The 23,028-nt window shown below is 45.1% G+C and carries 22 protein-coding genes; 7 read left to right on the forward strand and 15 right to left on the reverse strand.

Going from position 1 to position 23,028, the window contains the following annotated elements; all coding sequences use genetic code 11:
* Positions 1 to 116: 116 nt before the first annotated feature.
* From AB6E52_RS19370 to AB6E52_RS19400, 7 genes are all read right to left on the reverse strand, one after another.
* Positions 117 to 359 (reverse strand): hypothetical protein, encoded by a 243-nt coding sequence (locus AB6E52_RS19370; protein WP_102299817.1) that lies wholly within the window; start codon positions 357 to 359, stop codon positions 117 to 119.
* Positions 360 to 519: 160 nt separating this feature from the next.
* Complete coding sequence (locus AB6E52_RS19375) at positions 520 to 2,256, reverse strand: ABC transporter permease subunit (RefSeq protein WP_102321376.1); 1,737 nt, start codon at positions 2,254 to 2,256, stop codon at positions 520 to 522.
* A gap of 4 nt (positions 2,257 to 2,260) precedes the next feature.
* Positions 2,261 to 3,790: an ABC transporter substrate-binding protein gene (locus AB6E52_RS19380; RefSeq protein WP_102321377.1), complete on the reverse strand. Its 1,530-nt coding sequence runs from the start codon at positions 3,788 to 3,790 to the stop codon at positions 2,261 to 2,263.
* 48 nt (positions 3,791 to 3,838) lie between these two features.
* On the reverse strand, positions 3,839 to 4,690 hold the full coding sequence (locus AB6E52_RS19385) for an ABC transporter ATP-binding protein (RefSeq protein WP_102321378.1): 852 nt from the start codon (positions 4,688 to 4,690) through the stop codon (positions 3,839 to 3,841).
* Positions 4,687 to 5,445, reverse strand: coding sequence for an ATP-binding cassette domain-containing protein (locus AB6E52_RS19390; protein WP_102321379.1), 759 nt, complete (start codon positions 5,443 to 5,445; stop codon positions 4,687 to 4,689). Before AB6E52_RS19390 ends, AB6E52_RS19385 begins: the two co-directional genes overlap by 4 nt.
* A 234-nt stretch (positions 5,446 to 5,679) precedes the next feature.
* Positions 5,680 to 7,017, reverse strand: coding sequence for an MATE family efflux transporter (locus AB6E52_RS19395; RefSeq protein ID WP_102321380.1), 1,338 nt, complete (start codon positions 7,015 to 7,017; stop codon positions 5,680 to 5,682).
* Positions 7,018 to 7,226: 209 nt separating this feature from the next.
* Positions 7,227 to 8,096: a GyrI-like domain-containing protein gene (locus tag AB6E52_RS19400; RefSeq protein ID WP_050620166.1), complete on the reverse strand. Its 870-nt coding sequence runs from the start codon at positions 8,094 to 8,096 to the stop codon at positions 7,227 to 7,229.
* Between the two features lie 115 nt (positions 8,097 to 8,211).
* On the opposite strand from AB6E52_RS19400, the gene AB6E52_RS19405 reads away from it, so the two are divergent.
* From AB6E52_RS19405 to AB6E52_RS19420, 4 genes are all read left to right on the forward strand, one after another.
* Positions 8,212 to 9,360 carry a PLP-dependent aminotransferase family protein gene (locus AB6E52_RS19405; protein ID WP_102321381.1) on the forward strand — a complete coding sequence of 383 codons (1,149 nt, stop codon included), beginning with the start codon at positions 8,212 to 8,214 and terminating at the stop codon, positions 9,358 to 9,360.
* A gap of 262 nt (positions 9,361 to 9,622) precedes the next feature.
* Entirely contained in the window at positions 9,623 to 10,612 is a 990-nt protein-coding gene (locus tag AB6E52_RS19410) for a rhodanese-related sulfurtransferase (protein ID WP_017067892.1), read from the forward strand.
* A 201-nt stretch (positions 10,613 to 10,813) separates the two neighbouring features.
* Positions 10,814 to 11,071, forward strand: coding sequence for a YdcH family protein (locus AB6E52_RS19415; RefSeq protein ID WP_009846137.1), 258 nt, complete (start codon positions 10,814 to 10,816; stop codon positions 11,069 to 11,071).
* A 96-nt stretch (positions 11,072 to 11,167) separates the two neighbouring features.
* Positions 11,168 to 11,692, forward strand: coding sequence for an N-acetyltransferase (locus AB6E52_RS19420; RefSeq protein WP_102321382.1), 525 nt, complete (start codon positions 11,168 to 11,170; stop codon positions 11,690 to 11,692).
* Here the strand turns inward: AB6E52_RS19420 and manA are convergent.
* The 6 genes from manA to AB6E52_RS19450 all read right to left on the reverse strand — a co-directional run bounded on the left by manA (position 11,689) and on the right by AB6E52_RS19450 (position 18,926).
* Positions 11,689 to 12,894, reverse strand: a complete 1,206-nt coding sequence (gene manA / locus AB6E52_RS19425; protein ID WP_102321383.1) for a mannose-6-phosphate isomerase, class I — start codon at positions 12,892 to 12,894, stop codon at positions 11,689 to 11,691. The two genes, AB6E52_RS19420 and manA, sit on opposite strands and share 4 nt — an antisense overlap.
* A 291-nt stretch (positions 12,895 to 13,185) precedes the next feature.
* Positions 13,186 to 14,526 (reverse strand): MFS transporter, encoded by a 1,341-nt coding sequence (locus AB6E52_RS19430; protein WP_102321384.1) that lies wholly within the window; start codon positions 14,524 to 14,526, stop codon positions 13,186 to 13,188.
* Positions 14,527 to 14,534: 8 nt separating this feature from the next.
* Positions 14,535 to 16,031: a signal transduction histidine-protein kinase/phosphatase UhpB gene (gene uhpB, locus AB6E52_RS19435; RefSeq protein WP_102321385.1), complete on the reverse strand. Its 1,497-nt coding sequence runs from the start codon at positions 16,029 to 16,031 to the stop codon at positions 14,535 to 14,537.
* Positions 16,031 to 16,639 (reverse strand): transcriptional regulator UhpA, encoded by a 609-nt coding sequence (gene uhpA / locus AB6E52_RS19440; protein ID WP_017061545.1) that lies wholly within the window; start codon positions 16,637 to 16,639, stop codon positions 16,031 to 16,033. The genes uhpB and uhpA overlap by 1 nt, the downstream gene beginning before the upstream one ends.
* Positions 16,640 to 16,786: 147 nt before the next feature.
* Positions 16,787 to 18,181, reverse strand: a complete 1,395-nt coding sequence (uhpT, locus tag AB6E52_RS19445) for a hexose-6-phosphate:phosphate antiporter (protein WP_017061544.1) — start codon at positions 18,179 to 18,181, stop codon at positions 16,787 to 16,789.
* Between the two features lie 406 nt (positions 18,182 to 18,587).
* Positions 18,588 to 18,926, reverse strand: coding sequence for a DUF1840 domain-containing protein (locus tag AB6E52_RS19450; protein ID WP_017061543.1), 339 nt, complete (start codon positions 18,924 to 18,926; stop codon positions 18,588 to 18,590).
* 315 nt (positions 18,927 to 19,241) lie between these two features.
* Here AB6E52_RS19450 and AB6E52_RS19455 point away from each other — a divergent pair, with 315 nt between their 5' ends.
* A complete protein-coding gene (locus AB6E52_RS19455; protein WP_102321386.1) occupies positions 19,242 to 20,432 on the forward strand; it encodes a GGDEF domain-containing protein in 1,191 nt (396 codons plus the stop codon).
* A gap of 25 nt (positions 20,433 to 20,457) precedes the next feature.
* On the opposite strand, the gene AB6E52_RS19460 is transcribed toward AB6E52_RS19455, so the two are convergent.
* Entirely contained in the window at positions 20,458 to 20,742 is a 285-nt protein-coding gene (locus tag AB6E52_RS19460; protein ID WP_017061541.1) for a hypothetical protein, read from the reverse strand.
* A gap of 157 nt (positions 20,743 to 20,899) precedes the next feature.
* Between AB6E52_RS19460 and AB6E52_RS19465 the strand changes: the two genes are divergently transcribed.
* On the forward strand, positions 20,900 to 21,772 hold the full coding sequence (locus AB6E52_RS19465; RefSeq protein WP_102321387.1) for a pirin family protein: 873 nt from the start codon (positions 20,900 to 20,902) through the stop codon (positions 21,770 to 21,772).
* Positions 21,773 to 21,969: 197 nt separating this feature from the next.
* Here the strand turns inward: AB6E52_RS19465 and AB6E52_RS19470 are convergent, their stop codons facing one another.
* Complete coding sequence (locus tag AB6E52_RS19470; RefSeq protein WP_017069675.1) at positions 21,970 to 22,251, reverse strand: pyrimidine/purine nucleoside phosphorylase; 282 nt, start codon at positions 22,249 to 22,251, stop codon at positions 21,970 to 21,972.
* Between the two features lie 307 nt (positions 22,252 to 22,558).
* On the opposite strand from AB6E52_RS19470, the gene AB6E52_RS19475 reads away from it, so the two are divergent.
* Positions 22,559 to 23,023, forward strand: coding sequence for a DUF2850 domain-containing protein (locus tag AB6E52_RS19475; RefSeq protein WP_017065063.1), 465 nt, complete (start codon positions 22,559 to 22,561; stop codon positions 23,021 to 23,023).
* Positions 23,024 to 23,028 lie beyond the last annotated feature (5 nt).

A 23,028-nucleotide genomic window follows, 5' to 3' on the forward strand; every position in this document is an offset into this window, starting at 1 on the left:
CCGTAGAGGACTTTCACCTCCTAGATCAACGCCATGCTCGGCGCACAAACGAAAATGGCAGCCCAATCAGGCTGCCATTTCTTTATTCGATTTAAAACGTATTACCGAGCTAACGGCTACTGAGCTAGGCGCATCAACTCTTCTGGCGAGTAGTGTTCTGCTTCTGCACCTTTGGCGATTAAGTCGATCACTTGGAACTCGCTCATGTCACCAAACTCTTTGGTTAAGTAATCACGAAACGCTTTCTCGTTCGGCCATTTGCCTCGCACGATATAGCCCTCTTCTTTGTCAAAATCTTCTGTTTCAAAGAATGAAAAATCGGTCATACCAATATTGTGGCAATACAAAACGAGATACATGTTGAATCCTTAACGCTGAACACTTAACTAAGCTAAAAACCGATCGATAACCGATCCGTAAGCCAACTCAAAAAAACAGGCTCAAGGTTACAGCATAAATGCCAAATCGAACACTCAATCGAATACCCAATCAAGGACTTAAGCAACCGGCACTTCTTCGTTAATCATCAAACATCATGTTAATTGCAGAACCTAACAAAATCAGACCAACAATTGGTCCCATGACAGCGATTGGCGCGCGTTCAATGTAGGGCAAGTTCTCAGCGATCATCAAACCCCATTCAGGTGCAGGCGGCTTCGCTCCCAAGCCGATGAAGCTAAGCGAAGTCAGGCTCAATGTAATCACTGGCAGCCTCAACAACGCGTGTCTTAGCAATGGCGGCATCACATAAGGAATCAGATAGAAGCGGAAGATCCTAAGCTTGCTGGTGCCCCACAATGGCGCGAGATGCGTATAAGGCTGAGCCTTTGCTTCCACGATTAAACTTGAGCAATGCGCTGCTAATGGCGCCCAAGATACCAATACAATCGCGATTAATGCGCTGTTCGGATTCATCCCTGTTAAGCCTGCAACAAGCAAGCCTGCAATGATGTATGGGATACCCTTAGTGATCTCGATAAGGCCTTGGCTAAAGCGGGTGTTGAAACCCATGATGATGCCCGTCACCAAGCTCAAGAACGTTGCCAATATGCCGGCTTGGAAGGTCGCAATCATACCAGAACCAATTCTCGCCAGTAGGTCTCGACCAATGCCATCTGCGCCCAAAGGTGCTTGCCAACTCGGTGATGCCAAGCGTGCGAATTGGCTAGTGTATGGGTCTCGGAATGCAGCCCATACAACGATAGCAATTAGGAAAGAGAAGATCGCAAAAGCAGTGACACGCTTTGCGCGGTTCTGGGTAAAACGAAACGAAGAGTGGCTACTGATGAGCTTGCCGCTTTTCAGGCTGTGGCCAAGAATCAATTGCTGAACAAACAAGCTCATGCTGCTCACGGCAATTGAAAATAGCAGCAACACCAATAAGCCGCCTTGCAGCGTTGGTAAGTCTTGCGCCTTGGCTGCACCAAGAATCATGCGCCCAATACCAGGGATCGAGAAGATAAGCTCAACCGCGACTGCGCCACCAGTTAAGCCAATCACGATCATCGCGATTTGCGGGATCAGACTGCTCAGCGCTCTTTTCAGCGCAAAGCGAATAATTTGATTGGAATGAACGTTGGCACTGAGCCAAGTGATCACCCAAGGTTCATTGAGAACGCGTTGTAAACTGTCTCTGAGTAGACGACTAAACAAGCCACTTGCAGGCAGTGCGAGCGCTAAACTCGGTAGCCAGATATCTTGCCAACCTTGCCAACCATACGGTGGTAGCCAACCTAACCAGATAGAGAACACCAATATTAATACCGAGGCCACCACATACTCTGGTAACGATATTAATACGGTGCTTAAACTGCTGTAACTCTGCCCTAGTTTGCCCTTCTTCCAACTGCGTAAGGTAGCAAGTAAGCCTGCACCACACAGTACGAAAGTCATCACAAGTGCGCTAGACATCAAGAACAGAGACGTAGATGCTGTTTTTTGAATGCTTAATGCAACCGAGGAACCATCAATCCATGATTCACCTAGATCACCTGAAAAAGCACTTCCTACCCAGTCGAGCAGGCGCTCAATGGCTGAACGGTCAAGCTGAAGATCAGCGCGTACCGCCGCTAAAGCTTCAGGCGTAAGCAGGTGTTGTTGCCCCGCCCTAGCCCGCAGAATAGATTGGCTTGGATCGATGCCTGCAATGTCAGGCATCAAACCAACAAGAATCACCACCACAATCAGTGAGGCGATTCTTGATAGCCAAGGCGTCAAGATAAATAGAGTTCGACGCAGAGTCTCAGCAGATAACATTTATTTAGTTAGCCTGTGTTGCCGGGTTAACTTGTGTCGCTTTTTTGACCTGTGTAGTTTGGTCAACCAAGCGACGTTCACTTGGGTCACGAACGACATTGCTTACACGCTCGCTCTCACCTTGAATCACACGTTCGTGAAGCAGTGGAATCGCAGCAAAATCGTTAAGGATTTTTTGTTCAGCTTCGATGATCGCTTGGTGACGCAGCGCACCTAGCGGTTGTAGGTCAGCGTGATTCAGTGCTTTATCTACCTCTTGAGAACAGAACTGGCCAAGGTTGAATGAACCCTTACAACCAAAGTCGCTCATCATGTAAGCCACTGGGTCACCCGAATCTAGAACCGTTGCACGAGAAAGGATAAACGCGTCAAACTTACCAGATAGCGCATCGTTCTCGATCTGAGCATATTCACGAATATCCAGCTCAACCTTGAAACCAGCCGCTTCAAGTTGTTGCTTCAGTAGCGCTGCCACTTCTGGAAGCTCTGCACGGTCGGTAAAGGTACCAATAACAATGCTTTCGCCGTTCGCTTTTAGCGTTTTGTCAACTGCCTGACCTTCAGGTCGAATTGGTTCAGCCCAAGCAAGTGCAGGACCTAATAGGCCTTGCGCGATATCCGCGTGGTTTTCATAAACAGTATTCACGATCTGCTCACGGTCTACTGCAGCTGCCGCTACCTTACGCAGTTCAATATCGCTAAATACGCCTGACTTGTTGTTCAGGTAAAGCGTATTAGTACGAGGCATTGCCACTTCGTAAAGTAGGTTCGGATCAATGGTCGCGATTTGTGAAACGGGTACCGCTTCAACGACGTCAGCCGTGCCGGTTCTCAGTGCTGCAGCACGAGCAAAACCATTAGGAACGTATTCTGCAATTACAGATTCTACTTGCGCTTTTTCGCCCCAGTAGCCGTCAAAACGTTTCAGTTTCGCGCTGGTTGTGCCGTTGATTTCAGTCAGCTCAAACGGGCCAGTACCTGCGCCAATTGGACTAACACGACCATCTTCTTGATAAGCACTTGCTGCTAGGATCGCTAATTGAGGGCTTGATAAACGGCTTGGTAGAAGAGGGTCATCAAAGCTGGTTTTGATCTCTACGCGGTAGTTGTCCAACGCTTTCACTTCCAGGTCTACACCATCAAGAATGCGAGGCTTAGGCGCTGCTTCAAGTGCTTTCTGCAGCGAGTTAACTACAGACTCTGCGGTTAATGTAGAGCCATCATGAAATTTAACGTCCTGACGAATCGTGAATTGCCAAGTCAGTGGATCAAGATGTTTCCAATCCGTTGCTAGCATAGGTTCTGCTTCTGAGGTTGGGCTCAGGTTAACCAGAGTTTCTGCTGTGCTCCAACGAGATAGCTTAAAAGCGTCATCAGAAAGTGGCGATAAACCCGTTCTTGGTGGTTGCATCATCGCAACTCGAATTTCAGATTTTACTACGGCATCGCTAGACCCTGGTTGAGAGTCAAAACAGCCCGTCAAAGGCAGAGCCAACGCAAGCGTGCAAGCCAGTTTGATTGAATTAAAACGCATAATTATTTTTTCTCTGTAGCTGTATTTTTTTTATAAATAAGGTTGTGTTTAACAAGTAGATTTCGAAAGAGGCTGAGACTCGATCAGCATCTGAGTCGCAGGATGAGCAGGTTTACTCATCACTTGATCGGTCGGTCCGTGCTCCACCATTTCACCATGGTCGAGTACCAGTATTTCTTCACAAAGGGCTTTTGCGGCACCTAAATCATGAGTAACCAAAATAAGGCGCATATCGCGCTTCTTTTTTAATGAATTAACCAAGTCCAACAACCTTTGGCGATTCACTGGGTCAAGGCTGGCAGTAGGTTCATCGGCCACCAGCACTGCGGGTCTAACGACAAGAGCCCGAGCAATAGCCACACGTTGAGCTTGACCTGTAGAAAGCTGATTAGGTTTCAGTAAGAGCAAACTGGCAGGCAATCCAACGTCTGAAAGCGCCTCTTCAATGATGGCTTCATGATTACCCGAAACATCTAAGTTACTTAGAGGTTCGGCTAAGATCTGTCGAACGGTATAGTAAGGGTTGAGGCTAGTGTGGGGCTCTTGAGGCACCAATTGAATCAAGCGACACACCGTTGCTTGCGCTTTGCTATCGCGAATTGGGAGCGAATAACCGAACAAGTTTATTTGACCAACGGTTGGCGCTTTAAGGCCAAATAGCAGTTCAATTAACGTTGATTTACCGGCACCAGAACGCCCAACAATTGCTAGGCTTTTGTCTTCAACATTAAGGTCTATGTTCTGTAGCGCTTTGAACGCTTTACCACCCAACCAACTTGGTACGGAGTAGTAGTGAACACTCACATTGTCGAACTTAATCTCTATCGGTATTTGTGTTTCTGAATCAGTCACTGGCATTAATGGCGAGGCTTCTGAGTTTAGTGATAAGGTCGAGCTCATTCGATTAAGTCTCTCAATGAACAGCAGAAAGCGTGAGAGCTCGACTCAAGTGCATGTTTCGGTGCACCGTAAGCCACCACACCACCATCATCGATGACTAACAGCTTGTCACACGCCAACGCGCTATGCAGGTCATGGGTGATGAGTAAACCACCAATTTGACGCTGTTTAACATTGTGTCGAATCAGCTTAAGTATCTCTTGCTCTGTCACCGGATCTAACGCACTGGTTGGTTCATCGGCGATGATAATATCGGCGTTACTCAGCAAGCCAATCGCAATACACACACGTTGGCGTTGCCCACCCGAAATTTGGCTCGGGTACAACGGCAAGATGGTTTCTGGATTAGGAAAACCAAGTTGATTCAGCAACTCGGTAATTTGAATTTTTTCTTTTGATTTAAGCTTAGTGCGAGTTCCCGTCAAGGCAAGGCAGAGTTGACCTTCTATTGAAACCAGAGGGTTCAAAGCTTGAAGCGCATCTTGGAAGATAACTGCGGGGCGCTGTGTGGCAGTTCTTTGCAACATAGGCAAACCACATACCGCTTCACCAGACAGAGAAATATGACCTTCAACCTCGACCGTTTCTGGCAGAAAACCCGCAATCGCACGTGAAAGCATCGACTTACCAATGCCTGACGGTCCCATGATCGCCAACAGCTCACCTCGATAAACATCGAAGTGGATATCTTGGAAAAGGGTTCTCGAAGAGGTTTTGATCGTTAGGTGGTCAACAGACAAAAGTGGGGTGTTCACGCAGATACTCACATATAGATGTTATAACATAACAACTCTATCATTTAGCCGACATGATGAAAAGAGAACATTGAACTGCATCGCACTTTATTTGCTGTTTGATTGACCAATTTTCATTAGGGCGTGTTGACCCTTCGAGGTGATTTTTACCGATACAAAAAAGCACTCACTAAATTTATCGTGTAAAAATAGTAAAGCGCTTTCATAAAATATTACAGGTGGTGATTAGGTTACTTAGTTAATGGCACCATGAGCGGTATCTTCGACTGGGTAACACTTCTGCTTAACTTGTGCGATGAACGGATACAGGAACGCAATACGCCCAAGATAGAACAGAGTAAACGCCAACCACAAACCATGATTACCCCAAATATCGACGGTGAATGCCTGTACCGCTAAGAATACCAACAAAGTCACGATGCTTGAGTCTCTAACCGGACGCGTGGTTCCCGTTCCGGTAAAGATGCCGTAAACCGTTAAGCCAAAGCCAGCCACTAGCGGGAACACAATCAGCCACGGGGCCATCTCTTGGTACAGCGTGACCAGCGCTGGAATATCGGTAAACAAGAAAACAATCATGTCTTTGAATATCAGGGTTAAAAGCGTCAGCGCAGCAATGAAACCTGCCGTCCATTGGAAGTTAAGCCTTAATACTCGATCCAACATTGAAGGATTCTTCTGTCCCACCGCTTTACCCGCAAATACACTTGATGCGTTGGCAATGCCGTCAAACATGTAACTGACTATGAAAGTCACCTGCATCAAGATCGCGTTAGCCGCTAGAACATCGGTACCCAGTTTAGAGCCAGTACGCGCCATCATGTTGAAGAACACCAAGATACAAATGGTGCGAAGCAATAGATCAGTATTCGAAGAGATGATTGTCGATAGGTCTTTCTTGGTCATCTTCGAGCCTTGCAGGAACTCAGAGACCGAGATATTGCTGGTCTTCATCACCAAGGTCACACCAATCGCAAAGGTGGTAACTTGTGCAATCAAACTTGCGTAAGCCACACCTGCGACACCCAAATCGAAATAAAGTACAAACACCGCATCCAAGACAATGTTCAACACATTACCAAACACTTGTGTATAAAGAACGTCTTTGGCTTTCGCCTGTCCCATTAACCAACCAATAATGGTGTAGTTAAGCAACACGAAAGGCGCGCCATAAATCAAAATACTGAAGTAGATATGCGCGTGCTCGGCTACATTGGCTTCAGGCTCTATCACCCACATTGCGCCTTGCCAGATGAGTGGTTGTATCAAGATAAAGATCAAACCCACTAAACCAGACAGCACAAACGGACGCATCAAGCTACCCGCCAAATCAGTGCGGTTTCCCTTACCCAGTGCCATCGCACTTTGGCCCGTGGTACTGACACGGAAAAAACCAAACAACCAATACATGGTGTTCATAATGATGGTGCCGATCGCTACGCCACCAATCAATTCAGCAATACCAAGTTGGCCAATAACAGCGGTATCCACAGCACCTAACAGAGGTTGTGTCACCGTTGAGATGATGAAAGGGAAAGCGATTTTCAGATAATCTTTGTGGGTAATGGTCATATTCTATCGAGTGATATTAAGAACTATTTGCAATTAGAACGAAATGCTATCGTTTAATCCGTACGTTGTCATCATTTACTTAGAGTAGATTATCAACAAAGCATCTTTATCTTAGGCCAACTGCATAAAATCGTTAGCTGCTATTGGTTGTGCTAATTTGTCTCAACAAAAGATCAAAGTCTGGTTCAACAAAACAGCACAACCATCGATTAGTAAAAGCTCACGGGAAGGTAGAAATCGAGTTCGAATATTTCATCACTATTAAGAAAATGATTCTGATGATAATGCACATACGCGGGAGTCGAGCGCTGTTTGAAACCAGATGTGGGTAGCCACTTTTCTAACACCATACTGATCTGTGGTAGCAGTTCTCCATAGCGGCCATTTAGTCGAAACACAGCGTGTAAGCCGCCCGGAATCACCATCTGATTAACTACGCTACGATACTTAATCGGCTCATCAATCGCGATACACGCGACATAACGACACTGATCCATTTCAACCCAAGCAGGGTTTGAGTGATGCAAACCAAATTGGCTCGAAAAATCACGCTGTTCGGAATTCGCCCACGCTTTCAATATCAACCACGCATTGCGAATAGAGCGGTTATAACCCGTATGTCGAACATAGGCCGCCATGCGTTCAGGCACTTCAACGATCTTGGGTTCGGGCAATACTCGCTGCGCCACATTCAAATAGCCCGCCGCCACTTCGGGATCTTTCAAATAGGGTTTTTCTGCTACTTGTAAATCGTGTTTACGCCACTCGCCCGGAGACATATTAAAGGTCGCTTTAAATGCTCGACTAAACGAAGACACCGAGCTAAAGCCACATTTATGGGCGATCTCGACCACTGACGAGCTGGTATCAAACATCAATTGGTTGGCTGCATACTCCATTCGAGTGCGTCGGATATATTGATGCAACGACTCCCCGACCACGCTTTTAAAGGTGCGATGAAAGTGCTGTTCTGAATAGGCCGCTATCTCAGATAACTCTTTGGCAGACAAAGGCTGACTGATGTCTTGGTGAATATGGAACAGGACATCATTGATTCGCGATATGTGTTGACGTGACATCGTTTAAATAGCATAAATGGACATGTTTAAGAGCATAAACGGACACGCTAGTTTTTACAATTGCCGTGTAATATCAAGCGATAGAATAAAAACGATAAACGACGAGACACAACACATGGAAATCGCACAGTCATTACAACAGATTCAATCTTCATACATTCGAGAGATCCTCGCAGCCGCAAGTGATCCAAATGTCATCTCATTGGCCGGCGGTTTACCGGACGAGAAAACATTCCCAATCGATTTAATGAAGCCAACGCTAGAAAACCTAGCGAACATGCCTGAAGTTTTCCAATACGGCTCTACTGCCGGTTACGGCCCGTTGCTTGACCACCTAACACAAAGCTACCAATTGCCAGAGTCACACACGGTAATGATTTGTACTGGCTCTCAGCAAGGTTTGGATTTGATTGCGCGTGCGTATGTCGACCCAGGTGATGTGGTTGTGATGGAAGCGCCAAGCTACTTAGGTGCGATGCAGGTGTTTGGCCTAGTTCAAGCAAACATTGCGACCGTGTCTCAAACTGAATTTGGCCCGAACCTAGATGAACTGGAAACGTGCTTTGCACAGCAATCACCGAAGATGTTCTATGCCGTGCCTGATTTCCACAACCCAACCGGCGTGTGCTGGGCAACAGAAACTCGTCAAAAAGTCGCTGAGCTGTGTATCAAATACAACGTGGCATTCATTGAAGATGCACCATATCGTGAGCTGCGTTTCACAGGTACAGAACTGCCGTTGGTTTCTTCGTTCTGCCCTGATAACTCTATCGTTCTTCGTTCATTCTCTAAGATTGCATCGCCAGGTCTACGTATTGGCGCGGTAACAGGTAAACGCAGCTACCTTGAACCACTGATCAAAGTGAAGCAAGGCGCTGACTTACACTCAAGTGTACCCATGCAAGCACTGCTTGTTGGTCTTCTAAAACATGAAGACTTTGGCGTACACATGGAGAACATTCGCACCCTGTACAAGTCTCGTTATGAAGTGCTGTTCTCAGAGCTAGAGAAACAACTGCCTGCAGATTGCGTGTTAAAAGCCGTCGATGGCGGGATGTTCATTTGGGTTGAGATCCCAGAGTGCGACACCTTCGAATTGGCTAAAACTCTATTATCGAATGGTGTGGCGGTTGTACCAAGCCCAGTATTTTATCCAAAGGCTGATGAAGCAAAAGCTGCACTGCGCTTAAACTTCACTAACGCTAAACCAGAAGAGCTGACTGAAGCGGTGAAACGCTTAGCGGAAGTACTTAACCAAGCGTAATCGCTGATTAAGTCAGACAGATTCAACACCAAGCCCTGCTGTATTTGTACAGCAGGGCTTTTTCGTTCCTCAAACCATAAATCCACAAAAAAAAAGGCGTTATATAGCCCTACGTTTGGTTGGTTTTTGTCCCGCACCGCCTTGGTTATACTGCGCCTGATTTTAATAAGCCAACAAGACAGAACTAAGTTGAAATACTCAGTTCTGATCAAAACAGGCAACCGCTCTGGATTTACGTTCCAGCTCGCAGAAAGGAAAAAACATGTCTCAATATGTTGTATGTGCTCTGTATAAATTCGTAGCACTTGATGATTACCAAGAAATTCGCCAGCCACTAACCGACGTGTTAGAAGCCAACCAAATCCGCGGTACTTTGTTACTTGCGAGTGAAGGCATCAACGGTACCGTTGCAGGTAAGCGCGAATCTATCGACGCCCTTCTTCAATGGTTCAAACAAGATTCTCGCTTGGCTGATGTTGTTTACAAAGAGTCGTTCAACGAAGAACAACCATTCAACCGCACCAAGGTTAAGCTTAAGAAAGAGATCGTAACCATGGGCATTGAGGGTATCGACCCACGCCACGTTGTCGGCACTTACGTGAAACCAAACGAATGGAACGCTCTGATTTCTGATCCTGATGTAATTCTGGTTGATACTCGCAACGACTACGAAGTCGATATCGGTACATTCAAAAATGCTGTAAACCCAAACACAGAAACCTTCCGTGAATTCCCTCAATACGTTGAAGACAACCTTGATCCTAAGAAGCACAAGAAAGTTGCGATGTTCTGTACTGGCGGTATTCGTTGCGAAAAATCAACAGCCTACATGAAAGAGCAAGGCTTTGATGAGGTTTATCACCTTGAAGGCGGCATTCTTAAGTACCTAGAAGAGGTACCTGAAGAAGAGAGTATGTGGGAAGGCGACTGCTACGTATTTGATGGTCGAGTTGCAGTAAACCACCAGCTAGAAAAGAGCGGTTACGATGTGTGTAACGCGTGTCGCCTGCCAATCACTGACGAAGACAAAGCCTCTAAACACTTCGAGAAAGGCGTAAGCTGCCCTAAGTGTATTGATAAGCACAGCGACGAGCAGAAAGCCCGTTTCCGTGAACGTGAAAAGCAAGTTCAACTGTCGAATGCTCGTGGCGAAACCCACGTAGGCGGCGAAGCTGCTCACCTTATCGAGCAACGCAAAAAAGAGAAGCTTGCACACAAAGAGCAGCAACGCTCTGGTAAGAAAGCAAAGTAAACTTTCTGCTTTAAACTCTTATAGTTCTAAACATATAACTATAAATAGTTAGCTATATACATACAAAAGGGCGCAATTTCGAGGATAATCCCACGAGTTTGCGCCCTTTTTTGATCGCTTTACGGCTTTGTGTTTTGAACCACATTTCTTTCGAAAAATTACTTCTATACTGTTAATAATTCGACTAGAGAGGAAGTGCCAATGCTCAATGAAAACCATGCCTTTATCTTAGATTTCCCAGATCTTAAATTAGACATTGTTCAGCTCAACCACGACGACGAAAAATTCAAAGCAGACATGCAGAAATACCACCAACTCGACTACGACATCCGTCAGCTAGAAATCTCTGGCAGCCCTATCGATGACGACAGCATGCACAACCTCAAAGTAGAACGCATGGAGCTCAAAGACTCGCTACACAAACAGCTCACGCGCCATCACGCGCTTAAGATCGTATAGAAAAATCAATCCAAGACTTTATTCTTAGCCATGCATCACGCATGGCTTTTTGGTTTCATCACTTCGCAAATCTAAGCTAATTCGGCTTCTTCAATTATGTTACTGTTTGCTTATTCAAAGGCGTTTGATAAGGAAGCGGTAAAAGTGGCAATGAAAGAAGAGAACATACAACTCCAACTCGCTTCAAATTCTGAATTCGATGAACTGTTTGCGTGTGTTAAACAAGGTATCTTCATACACGTAGATAGCGTTTTCGGCTGGGATGACGACTTTCAACGTCAACGACTTTTAAACGAATACCATCCATCTTGGTTTCATTGGGTATATCGCGAAAATAAAAGAGTGGGGCTCGCCTGCTTTAAACCTTATGACAACGCATACCATATTCATTTGCTGATCATTTCCCCCCAGTACCAAGGTCGTTCGCTTGGCAAGCAAGTCATGACTCTCATACATAAAAAAGCTATGGCAGAGCAACTTAGTCAAGTCACTCTATCGAGTTTTAAAAGTAATGCTCGTGCTATTAACTTTTATCAATCGCTTGGCTATCACGTTGTTGATGAAGGAGATGATGATTTTGTGGGGATGGAGCTCAATCTATACCACAAACACCATCTCTAATTAAACGCCCTAGCCACTCGCCCATTACTGCTCAGTACATAATGACCAATATAAGCTGGGATAAATACCGATTGCCCTTTGGTGAGTGTTAGGTGTTCACCTTTCTGACTCATTAACGTTAAATCATCATCTATCGCCATTAAAATTTCAGCACCGCTTGTGATCACTTCTTCTTGCTGAGGGCGATGAAAGATATTGAAATCAAAATCACTGACAGGAATATCATAACTATCACATTGACCCAGTTTTGAGGGCGCTAACAACAAGCGTTCAAACGGGATCGGTTTGAACTCTGTACAGGCAACCAACTCGGCGACATCAATGTGCTTTGGCGTTAAACCTGCTCGCAAAACGTTGTCTGAATTTGCCATGATCTCGAGCCCAGTTCCCTTAATGTAAGCATGCGGAGTATTCGCATTCAAATACATCGCTTCACCCGGGTTCAATGTGATCAAGTTAAGAAGCAGAACACAAAATAGACCAATATCGTTTGGATACTGATGACTAAGCTCAATAACCAAAGCAAACTCCGCTTGGTCTTGATGAGCAGCCGCGTAAGTCAGAAGTTGCTCTAATGCTTGATGTTTACGTTGTTCATTCAACGTTAATAGATCGCGGAAAAACGTCTCTAAACCTAGAGAATCAAGGTTATTGCCAAACTGTTCAACCAAACTAGCCAGCTCGCTCGAATCTAACTTTCTGAACAGACCTAATATTTCATCGAACTCTCGAAAGCCATTCATCGCTTGGTATTCAGTGACCGCGTAAACCAATTCAGGCTTGTGGTTTGAGTCTTTATAGTTACGATGCCCTGCGGTTAGAGGGATTCTTGCTTGCTCTTCTCTCGCAAAGCCAATTTCAGCTTGTCGCTTGTTTGGGTGCACCTGAACCGACAGCGCCTTTTCTGCCGCTAAGATCTTAAATAAGAATGGTAGCTCACCAAACGCCTGCGCAATATCGGTTGATAGGTAGGCCGATTTATTCTTGTTAATCAGCTCAGATAGAGGCACTAAATGTTGGTCCAGCTTGACCATTGAGCAACCTTTCGGATGCGCTCCCATCCAAACTTCCGCTTGTGGTTCTTGTGACTCATTCTTAAAGCCAAACAGTTCACGTATCGAAGAAATGCTCCCCCATGCATAATTTTGGATGGTGTTTTCCATTGGGAAAAATGAGTGTTCTGAGAAGTGGCTGAGTGACATGGCGTTTTCCATAGTGAGGCCTTTGAACATAATTCAGAGAGCTGATTTCTAATAACGTAAATAATTAGAAAGACTACAGAGCTCGGCTAGAACCCACATGAGATGAGGTCTTAGACGCAATAGGAAAAATTCTTAGAAACAGGTGAGACCGATGAAAAGCGTGAAAATAGTCACATTTGAATATCACGAGTAGAAAGCGCTGAGAATAAGATAGCGGCTTGTATCGCACTGATTACAGAAGCGATACAAGCATCTGAATACAAACACTAGTGACTATCTTGTTATCGTTCCTTAAAAACCAGAGCGAGCTTCTGCACTTTTCTGAGGTGATTGAGCTTGTAGGAAAGGCAGTAACAGCAAGCCAATAACGGCCGCACAAGTAGAGATGGTAATGAAGAACCCACTCCAGCCGTAAGCTTCTAGAACGAGCGCTAATGGGTAACCAGAAAGTGCTGCTCCCATATAAGCAAACAAGCCAACAAAACCTGTCGCCGCCCCGGCAGAGTCTTTATGTGAACATTCCGCCGCCGCCATGCCAATAAGCATTTGAGGGCCAAAAACAAAAAAGCCAACGCAGAATAGCCCAGCCGCTTGAAACACAAAGTTGGTTAAAGGCATAAGCCATAAAGCCGAAACCGAAAGGAAGATGCCAATCGCAAACAAGATGTTCATTGGACCGCGGTTGCCACCAAACAACCTATCCGATCCCCACCCAGCAACAAGTGAACCAACAAAACCTCCTATCTCGAACAGAGACAAGGCAGCGTTGGCGTTGATCAAACTGTAATCGTGTTCTTCGGTGAGGTATAAATTGCCCCAGTCGTTAACTGCCGTTCTTACGATGTAAACCAACACATAACTAAAGGCGAGCAACCAAATGTACTTATTGCTGAACACATAGGTTTTCAGGATCTCTCGATAGCTTAACCCTTGCCCATGGCTCTCTTGCGCTAATTCCAGGTGATCACTGCGCCACTTCCCTACCGTCGGAAGTCCCATGGTGGTGGGCTTGTCACGTAAGCGCCAGCAGATAATAAGACCGATAAAAACACCAATCACACCCGGCCAGATAAACCCAGCTCGCCAACTGAACTGCAGCGTTAGATAACCCACAAGAATAGGGATAAGCGCTCCACCAACGTTGTGCGCTGTATTCCAGATTGCCCAGCGAAAGCCTCTTTCGGAGCGAGAATACCAAGTCGTCAATAACTTGGAACACGATGGCCAGCCCCAACCTTGGAACCATGCATTCAATACCCATAGAGAGATAAAAGCCGCTAACGAACTCGAAAAGCCAAACGCGATGTTTATCAGACCAGTCGCGATTAGGCCAAGCCCCATGAAGTAACGAGGGTTCGACCGATCCGATATCGTGCCTGAGATAAATTTCGATAAGCCATAAGAAAGATAAAAGAGCGTGCCAATTAAGCCGATATCGCCTTTGTCCAAACCTAGATCGGTGATCATTGCAGGCGCGGCGTAATTAAAGGTTTTACGAGTGAAGTAAAAACCCGCATAGCCGACATACATCCCTATCATGATATGAAGGCGCCAATAGCGATAACTCTGATTGACCTCATCATCAGTTAGAGCATCACTCTTTGACATTGTTGAGCGCAGAAATCCAAACATATTCGTTCTCACACTTTGGGTAATGTAACGCTGATATTGGTACCCGAAGATGAGCCATTAGCGTTGATTGTCATCTTGCCGCCAAGCGCCTGAACACGCTCTTGCATACCGCGAACACCCATTCCTTTGAGAAGATCTTGCGCTGTAAAACCAACGCCATTATCTGTGATCCGAAGGTCAGCTTGGTCGCCTAAAATCAGTTCAATTTTAATCTCGCTCGCGTTGGCGTATTTAGAGGCGTTGTTTAGAGATTCTTGGCACAGCCTGAAGATAGTGACCTTAAGCGTGTCACTCAAACACGAGTAATCACCTTGCCAATTTAACTGGATATCAACGCCGTGATCCGAAAACTCCATCTCTCGAATTAGCTGTTCCACGGAATCTTTTAGGTCCAGATCGTCCAACATCTTAGGTCTTAGTTTTGTAAGTAGACGTTTGGTGGTGTCATAAACATTCAAAGATAATGACTCAATGGTACCCGCACAGCGAACGCTCATCTCAGCGGCATCGACGCGTTTAATAATGCTCGCCTGAGTCCGAATTGCCGTGATGTTCTGGCCAATTTCATCATGCAGTTCACGCGCAATATCACGACGAACCGACTCTTCAGCGGTCACTAACTGACGTGAAAGGTTTTGATTTCTAGAGAGTTCACTTCGCAATTTGGAGTTGAGATCTTTCTGCTTTTGAACCGCTAAACCAAGCAATATACCTGTGATGGTTTGAGCAGATAGAGACAAGAGCAAGTCGGTAATTTCGAGTTTGGACGTTCCACTATGAGCAGCAATCAGCGCGACACTATTTAGCATTGTTGCAAGCAGAGCGCCTTGCCATCCGTAACGAACGGCCAGCAAGATAATAGGGATCGCCATACAGAATGGGGCAAAGCGCCTTAGCTCATCAGGCAAACTGGTTTGTATCAAAATACTGGCGACCAACAAGACGCTATATAAAGCGATGTGACGGATTTTGAACTCTACAACATTATGGATTAAGTAAGAGCCCAGTGGTGACCACTTGTTTTGGAATAGATAGTTCCAGACTAGATAACACATCGGCACCAGCATCAGTCCGCCAGTAATACTCACCAACCACACCATGTAAACAGCCGGAACATGAGAACCCACAACGGCAACATTAATGAATGCTGTGACCATGATTAAGCTCGCCATCACTAACAAGTGACGATTCTGGTCACCAGAATAATAACGCTTGGCAATTAGCGTGGCAGGAATACTCAATCCACTGGCGATGAGTATCGTCAGCCATTGAGGTTCATCAAGTAGCAGAGCTAAAGCGATCGCAAGCCCCCACTCGGCAATATAGATAGCAGGCCAATAGTGAGTGCGAGTGTGCAGCGTCATTCCCAATCGAAGTGAAAACGGGAAAAGCAGAATGGCTAACTCAGGGTCATTAATAAAATAGAAGGCAATAACCCACAAACAGAACCATGCACAACCAGCCATAAAAACCCCACACAGGGAGGTGGCTAGGTAAGAACGCATTAATACTGGTCTTGTGTAAACAATTTAGCTAACTCGACGTTGTTCTTAACATTGAGTTTGTCCATAGCATTGGCACGGTGTACATGCACCGTTTTATGGCTAACCCCTAGCTCTACGGCAATAGATTTTACATCGAGCCCTGTCGCCAATAACTGACACACTTCGCTTTCTCTGCGGGTGAGCTGATTTAAAGAGGCTTTATTCTTCATGGGCGTCGCAAGCTTTATGGCGATATCGGGCGTGAGATAACAGCCACCATTTGCGCTCGTGTGTACGGCTTGGATTAACTCATCAGGGCTACAGCGCTTGCTGAGATAACCTTTGGCTCCTAACTCTAATGACTTCTCAACCATCGCCGGCGAGTCATGAACGCTCAACATGATGCTGGCAATGCCAGATGGAATCTCTTCCAATAAGCTCAGGCCACTTTCGTCTTGCATTGAGATATCTAAGATCACGACATCAGGGTGACAACTTGGCAATCCTAGGCGCGCTTCTGCCGCAGAGTTGAATTCCCCCACGACCGTAATATCAGCTTCAAGACTGAGTAATTGAGCAAAGCCAGATCGAACAATGACGTGGTCATCAACAAGCGCAACATTAATCATGATATTAACCAAAATTAAGAGTAAGAAAGAAAAATAGCCCCAACAGGAGCTATCTAAAATTAAGTTTATTAATAGAGATGATACTGAATCGAACTAACGATTGGTATGATCTCACGTGCTTTAAACCAATAAAGCACGTGAGACTCGCTACGCGTTTTGAGACGCTAAGTGTATTTTCTTAGCGTGGCGAATCTTCTTCTCTTCCGCAACCGCAACGAATAGCAGTAACACGATACAAATGGCAGCTGACGTATCAAGCGCTGCGAACGTGCCTTTCCAACCCGTTAAGCCAAAAATAGGTGTGCCGTCTGCAATCATACCTAGGCCAAGTTTGGCAAAGCTGTCACCAATTAAGTAAGCAAATGTACCTTTCACGCCATCCGCAACGCTGATTGCTTTCTTAGGCACGAAACCTACTGCAGCAACACCAATCAGCAACTGAGGACCAAATACTAGGAAACCAAGCACAAACAGTGATGCTAGGTACATGAACTCACTGGTTGCATGCTGGTAGAACTCTAGCGAAACGATAATCAGGCCAAGCGATACACAAGCAACCAAAGCACGGCGTCCGTTCGCAAGGTCTGACAGATAACCCCACATTAACGTACCGACCAGTGCACCAACCTCAAACAGAGTGAAGCCTGAAATCGCGGTTTCTTTTGATAGACCTAGCTCTTGATACGCATAAACGGTAGACCATTGATCGATACCGATACGAACAATGTATAAGAAGATATTCGCGAAGCAGAGCAACCAGATCACTTTGTTTTTCAGGATGTATTCAACAAAGATCTCTTTCTTAGTCATTTGATTTTCTTCAGCAGCCGTATCTTCTTCGCTGACTTCTTCATCAAACAACTCTTCAACCGTACCTAGACCATAGGCTTCTGGAGAGTCATTACCAAAGCGCATACCAATAAAGCCAACCACAATCGCAATGATTGATGGGAACACGAACATACCGATCACGTTGCCATCAAAAAGGTAGTTAGCACCGAACAGAGCAACACCAGCGGCACCTGCGCCACCCACGTTGTGCGACATATTCCAAAGGCCTAAATAAGAACCACGCTTGTTACGAGGCGTCCATTTAGTGATGGTCGAGTAGCTTGAAGGACCGCCGGTACTTTGGAAGAAACCACTCAACGCATAGAAGGCAACCATCAAGAATAAGCTAGCACTGCCACCGCCCATACTGAAGCTGAAGCCCAACATAGCGATACCAGAAAGGACAAGCATGAATGGCAGGAACTGCTTGGTGTTTTTACCATCGGCATAATAGGAAACGACGGTTTTACCGATACCGTAAGTGATAGAGAAACCCAGACCGATAAGACCTAGATCCGTCATCGATAATCCATAAGTAGAAATCATGTCGTTTTGCGCGACATTGAAGTTCTTACGGATCAAATACATGGTTAGATAGCCAATGAACACGACGAGGTAAGATTGTAGGAATGGTTTAAACCACATTTTTCTTCTAGTTTCGACCGGAAGATCCAGCGTCGGTTTTCGAACCTGATCTAGGAACTTTAACATTGTGAACTCTCTTATTTTTTGTGAGGTCTGCACGGCATAATTGCGGCCATACATTGTTTGTTAGTTGACCGTGAAATAATAAGGAGTCTAAAAATCGACCGCATGAGAGAGGGTCTTAGAATAACTAGGAAAAATTCTTAGTTCAGAATTGGGAGTCAAGAAAGCGTGAACAGCATCACTTTGTTTACGGTCTGTTATGGATTGATATTACGATAACAAAAGTCACTCATTTCAGGGCTGACGAACCTTGTAAATAAACAGAAACGAGTGGATTACTTCACTAAAAAAACACCAGTATCGGTTCATCACCATAAAACTCCATGGTCATGGTGTGTCCGATACTGGTTCAGCATTCATTCTGATTAAAATAGATTCAATAGGCTTGTTACGTTTCGCGTGAATCGTACTACAGTCGCTTGCCGCTACCGTCTTCCCACATTACTTCACATTCATCTTTGATGGCAGCTTTTAATAATTCAACCAGTGGGAACGCTCGACTACCGATATTAACAGGCGCTTCAACCACCTCTTCTTCATTGTCGTCATCAGTATTTTCATGCTCTACGGACTTGCTCTGCTCTGCTGCAATAGCAGCACGTAGATTATCCAGAGCTTGAGGAACCTCTGAAGCATCCATAGCACCTGGGATGGAGCCGCTATGCCCAAGCATCTTGATGAACTGGAGGCCGACTTCACCAAACATCGTGACACTAGCATGAGCTTTACAACTAAAGGTAATTAACATAATGAGCCTTTCTTAATTTTGGTCGTTTACAAACTATGTGGAGTAACTCTCTGGAAAGCAAGTAGATAAACATCAAACAACGGTTACAAGTTTGATGCTTAAATCTAATCTTCTAGAGATGACCAGCACCATCGGTGATATACATCACTATTTGGAATTGATTGAACAGCCTTTCATATGAAACCTTGATAGTAGTCACACTAAATAGACATCTAAGCCTCTGCATAGCTTGTTATTTAATCTACTATTAACACCATTATCAAAAACTTTGGCACAGATCACATGAAAAGGCTCGTCGGCAGGCACCTAGAAGAAATGGCGGACATACGATCCACCCGCAAGCAAAAAATTGTCCACTCCTTTTCACTGACTGCCGCTGCGTTATTCATTTTCTATACTTGGGCTTACTTCGAAGGCGAGCATTACACGCTGTCAATATTCGAATTGTGCTTCGCCATCATCGCCATTTCTAACGCTTTATATGTAAGAAAAGTCATCAATCCTGAGTATTCCGAATTGATTCTGAGTGGTGTTCTTCTAGTTCAGGGCGTCATCCTATTCTTGTACAGTCACGCCATCCCAGATCGCATCCTCTGGCTCTATCCAATTCTGGCCGCGGTCATTTTCATTAATGATTTCAGAATTGGCATAATCTTCAGCACCTCGTTTTGCCTGTTCATCAGCACCTTGATTACAGCAATGCCCAACAATTTTTCTTTACCATTTAACAGCACACACAGATTTTTCCTTAGCTTATTTACCATGAGCTTGGTGTGCCACACATCCGCCTATTACTACACAAAAGCCGTCAGTTATATTCAACGCCTGTATAAAGAAGGCATTGAAGATCTCGCTTACAGAGATCAGTTAACCGGCTTGGCAAACCGTTGGAGCTTTGAACGCTGGGCGACAGAAAAACTAGCCACCGTGGATAGTGAGCGATCACTTACGGCATTGGTCTTTTTGGATATTGATGACTTTAAAGGCATTAACGACAGCTACGGGCACGACGTAGGAGACAGTGTCTTACAGCACTTTGCCAATCGCTTGAGTAACAACATTCGAACCAGAGACAGAAAAAGCCATGAATACGACTATTCGATTGCGCGCTTTGCTGGAGACGAGTTTGTTCTGATGCTCTACGATGTGCCAACTCGTAAAGATCTAGACGGCATTCTAGATAGGATCTGCGGGCTGTTCGAAAGCGGCTGCCAAACAAACGAGAGAATCAAGGAATTGACGTTAAGTGTTGGGGTTGCTTTGTATCCGCAAGATGCCCAAGAATTACATGAGCTGACGAGATGTGCTGATAAAGCGATGTATGTTGCCAAGCATTCAGGAAAAAACCGATATGCTTATTATCACGACAACCCAGTATCGACCCTGATAGAAGAACTACCAACGAGCCTTGTTAGCTCAGCACCGGATTCATCTGAACTTGAAGATTGCTTTGAAGCGAAGATCGAAGGGAACAATGTTACGCTATTAAAAACGCGCCAACGCTAGCCATTCCTATAACGGAGCGGCGCTGCTAACCTGCAAGGTACATAAGCCAAAGACTCACTAACCCGATCATAATAATCCATATGACTTGACGTGTTCGGTTTGGGTTATTCCCTTTAGGTCGCCTCACCACGGTTTTAAAAGCGGCTTGCTTAGCTGACTGAATAAACGGCGCTTCTATCTCACGTTTTTTCACGCGGCGTTTAACTGCGCTGTTTGCAACCTCTGTAAAGCGCTGGCTTTGCTCCGTTGTAAAGTCGTTATCAAAACCTATCCGACCATGCCTTTCGCCATGTTTTTGCTGAACTGCCATAGCGGCCTCCTTGGCGATATACTCTCTATTGAGTATAGACATAATTTCATATTGTTACCTGTTCAAGATTTTCGAATAAGTCACTCAACGCTGTGCCATCTTCTTTTTAAATCAAATTACATAAACTACAGCTATTCAAGTTTATGAGGGTTTCAAAATGACGAATGTAAGAGCAGTAGATCATTTGATTACAGCACATGCCACCTCAGATGGTGATGGCGTCAAAATCCAACGACTCGCAGGTTTTAATAACGCACGTTTCTCTCCATTTTTAATGATTGATGAACTGAAGTCGGATGAAAGCAAAGACTATGTTGGCGGCTTTCCTCCACATCCTCACCGTGGGATAGAAACGCTCACTTACATGCTCCAAGGTCACTTCCAACACAAAGACCATATGGGGAATGTTGGAGAGCTACGCAGCGGTGGCGCTCAATGGATGGCCGCAGGCCGTGGTGTCATTCACAGCGAAATGCCAATGATGGAAGAAGGTGCGCTGCATGGTTTTCAGATTTGGATAAACCAACCTGCGACACACAAAATGCAGCCAGCTCAGTATCACGATTTCCAAAGTGAAAGCATCGCGGAGCATCAAAGTGAACAAAGTGGTTTGTTAAGAGTGATTGCCGGAGGGTTTGAACTGCACAACCAAACTGACAAGGATTCAGAGGCTTTACGAGCGCAGGGTCCATTACAGAAAACAGGTGTGCCATTAAGCGTTGCGGATTGGCGCTCTCATTCTGGGCAAAAAGTCACGTTAGGGACTAATGTTAATCACAATGCCATGACTTATGTGTACCGAGGCAGTATTAAGATCGGCGACAAAGTCATCAACCAAAGTCAACTTGCCCTGCTCACCAAAGCTGAATTGTTGTCTTTAGAAAGCCTAGAAGATTCAGGTGTACTGATTTTTTCTGGTCAGCCGATTAATGAACCTGTCGTGCACTATGGTCCGTTTGTCATGAACTCGATGGAAGAGATTGAACAGACAATTCAAGACTACAACAACGGTGTGTTTGAGACTTACTGATGTCTTGGCTTTGAGCTTTGAAGGTTGAAGAGATTTTGCAACGAACAACGATTTGGTCATCCATTTGATGGCTACAAAAACAAGTGACACTATCCACTGCCGGTTACTATCACTTATTTAACCACGCTCCTAGAGCGTGGTTTTCTTCTATTCAATCAGAGACAAACGATGCCCTGATTGAACAAATTTAGATCTGATTACAAGTACTCACACAGGTAAGCCGTCGCTTCTTTTACCTGTAGGTCGAATGAAGAGTCACCCGCAACGTCAAAAGACTCACCAGCTTGGTATGTCGTCCAGTCATCATCGCCAACACGCTTTACAATCAAAGCACCTTTAACAACGGTCATCTTTTCTGGAGCCGCAGTACCGAACGTATACTCACCAACCGCCATTACACCAACACTCACATCAGCACCAGACTGGTTAAACGCTAACGACTTAACGCCACCTTCAAAGTATGTATTTTCTTTAATCATTGTACTTCCTTGTTATCTTCAAATTGCAATTATTGAGCTCACCGAGTAAGCCTATGCGTAAATTTAGGTGATAATTGTTTTAACCAATTCGAGACTTTCCTACAAGAAATAAATACGCATAGCTTAAGCATTTCTGGAATTCGCTTTCATTGATAACGTAAATACTGAGGAGCAAGGCTAATAACCATTAACACAACCACATTTATTAAAACATTCGATCCTGCTTCTAACTCTTAGAACAATTTTTGCAAACTAAGGCTTTAGTTAATAGAATCTAAAACAATATCAGTCGAAAAATGAAGAGATAATGGCAAAAAAGCCGACTAAAAGCAGAGATCTATTTGCCAACTCGTTACTCTACGGCTTCCTATTAGCTGGCTTTATGGTTGCCCTCACCGCCGGCTATTTTGCTTACCAAGCCCACCAGCAATCTGTCAGCCCAAGCAACGTCTATGGCACATGGATAGAGATTGCGGCGCCACCTTACAACACCGACATCCTGACACTTTCAGAAAACGGTGTGATGATGAATCATCGTCTTATCACTACCTCATTCGATTTTGACGGGAAGATCGTCACGATCAACACTGGCTCTGGAACCACCGTTTACACCATCAGTGGTACTTACGATTCGCCTCGCTTAAAGCGATTAGAGCCAAGCGTACCATCTCAGCAATTTATTAAAGAAGGCTACGAAGATACTGCGACTGGTGATACCCATAGTGTCATGCAACAACGACGCGCTTCCTTAGCTGAGCAATTCAAAAGATAACCCTC

The organism is Vibrio sp. 10N.247.311.13 (genome assembly GCF_041467595.1).
GTDB lineage: Bacteria > Pseudomonadota > Gammaproteobacteria > Enterobacterales > Vibrionaceae > Vibrio > Vibrio crassostreae_C.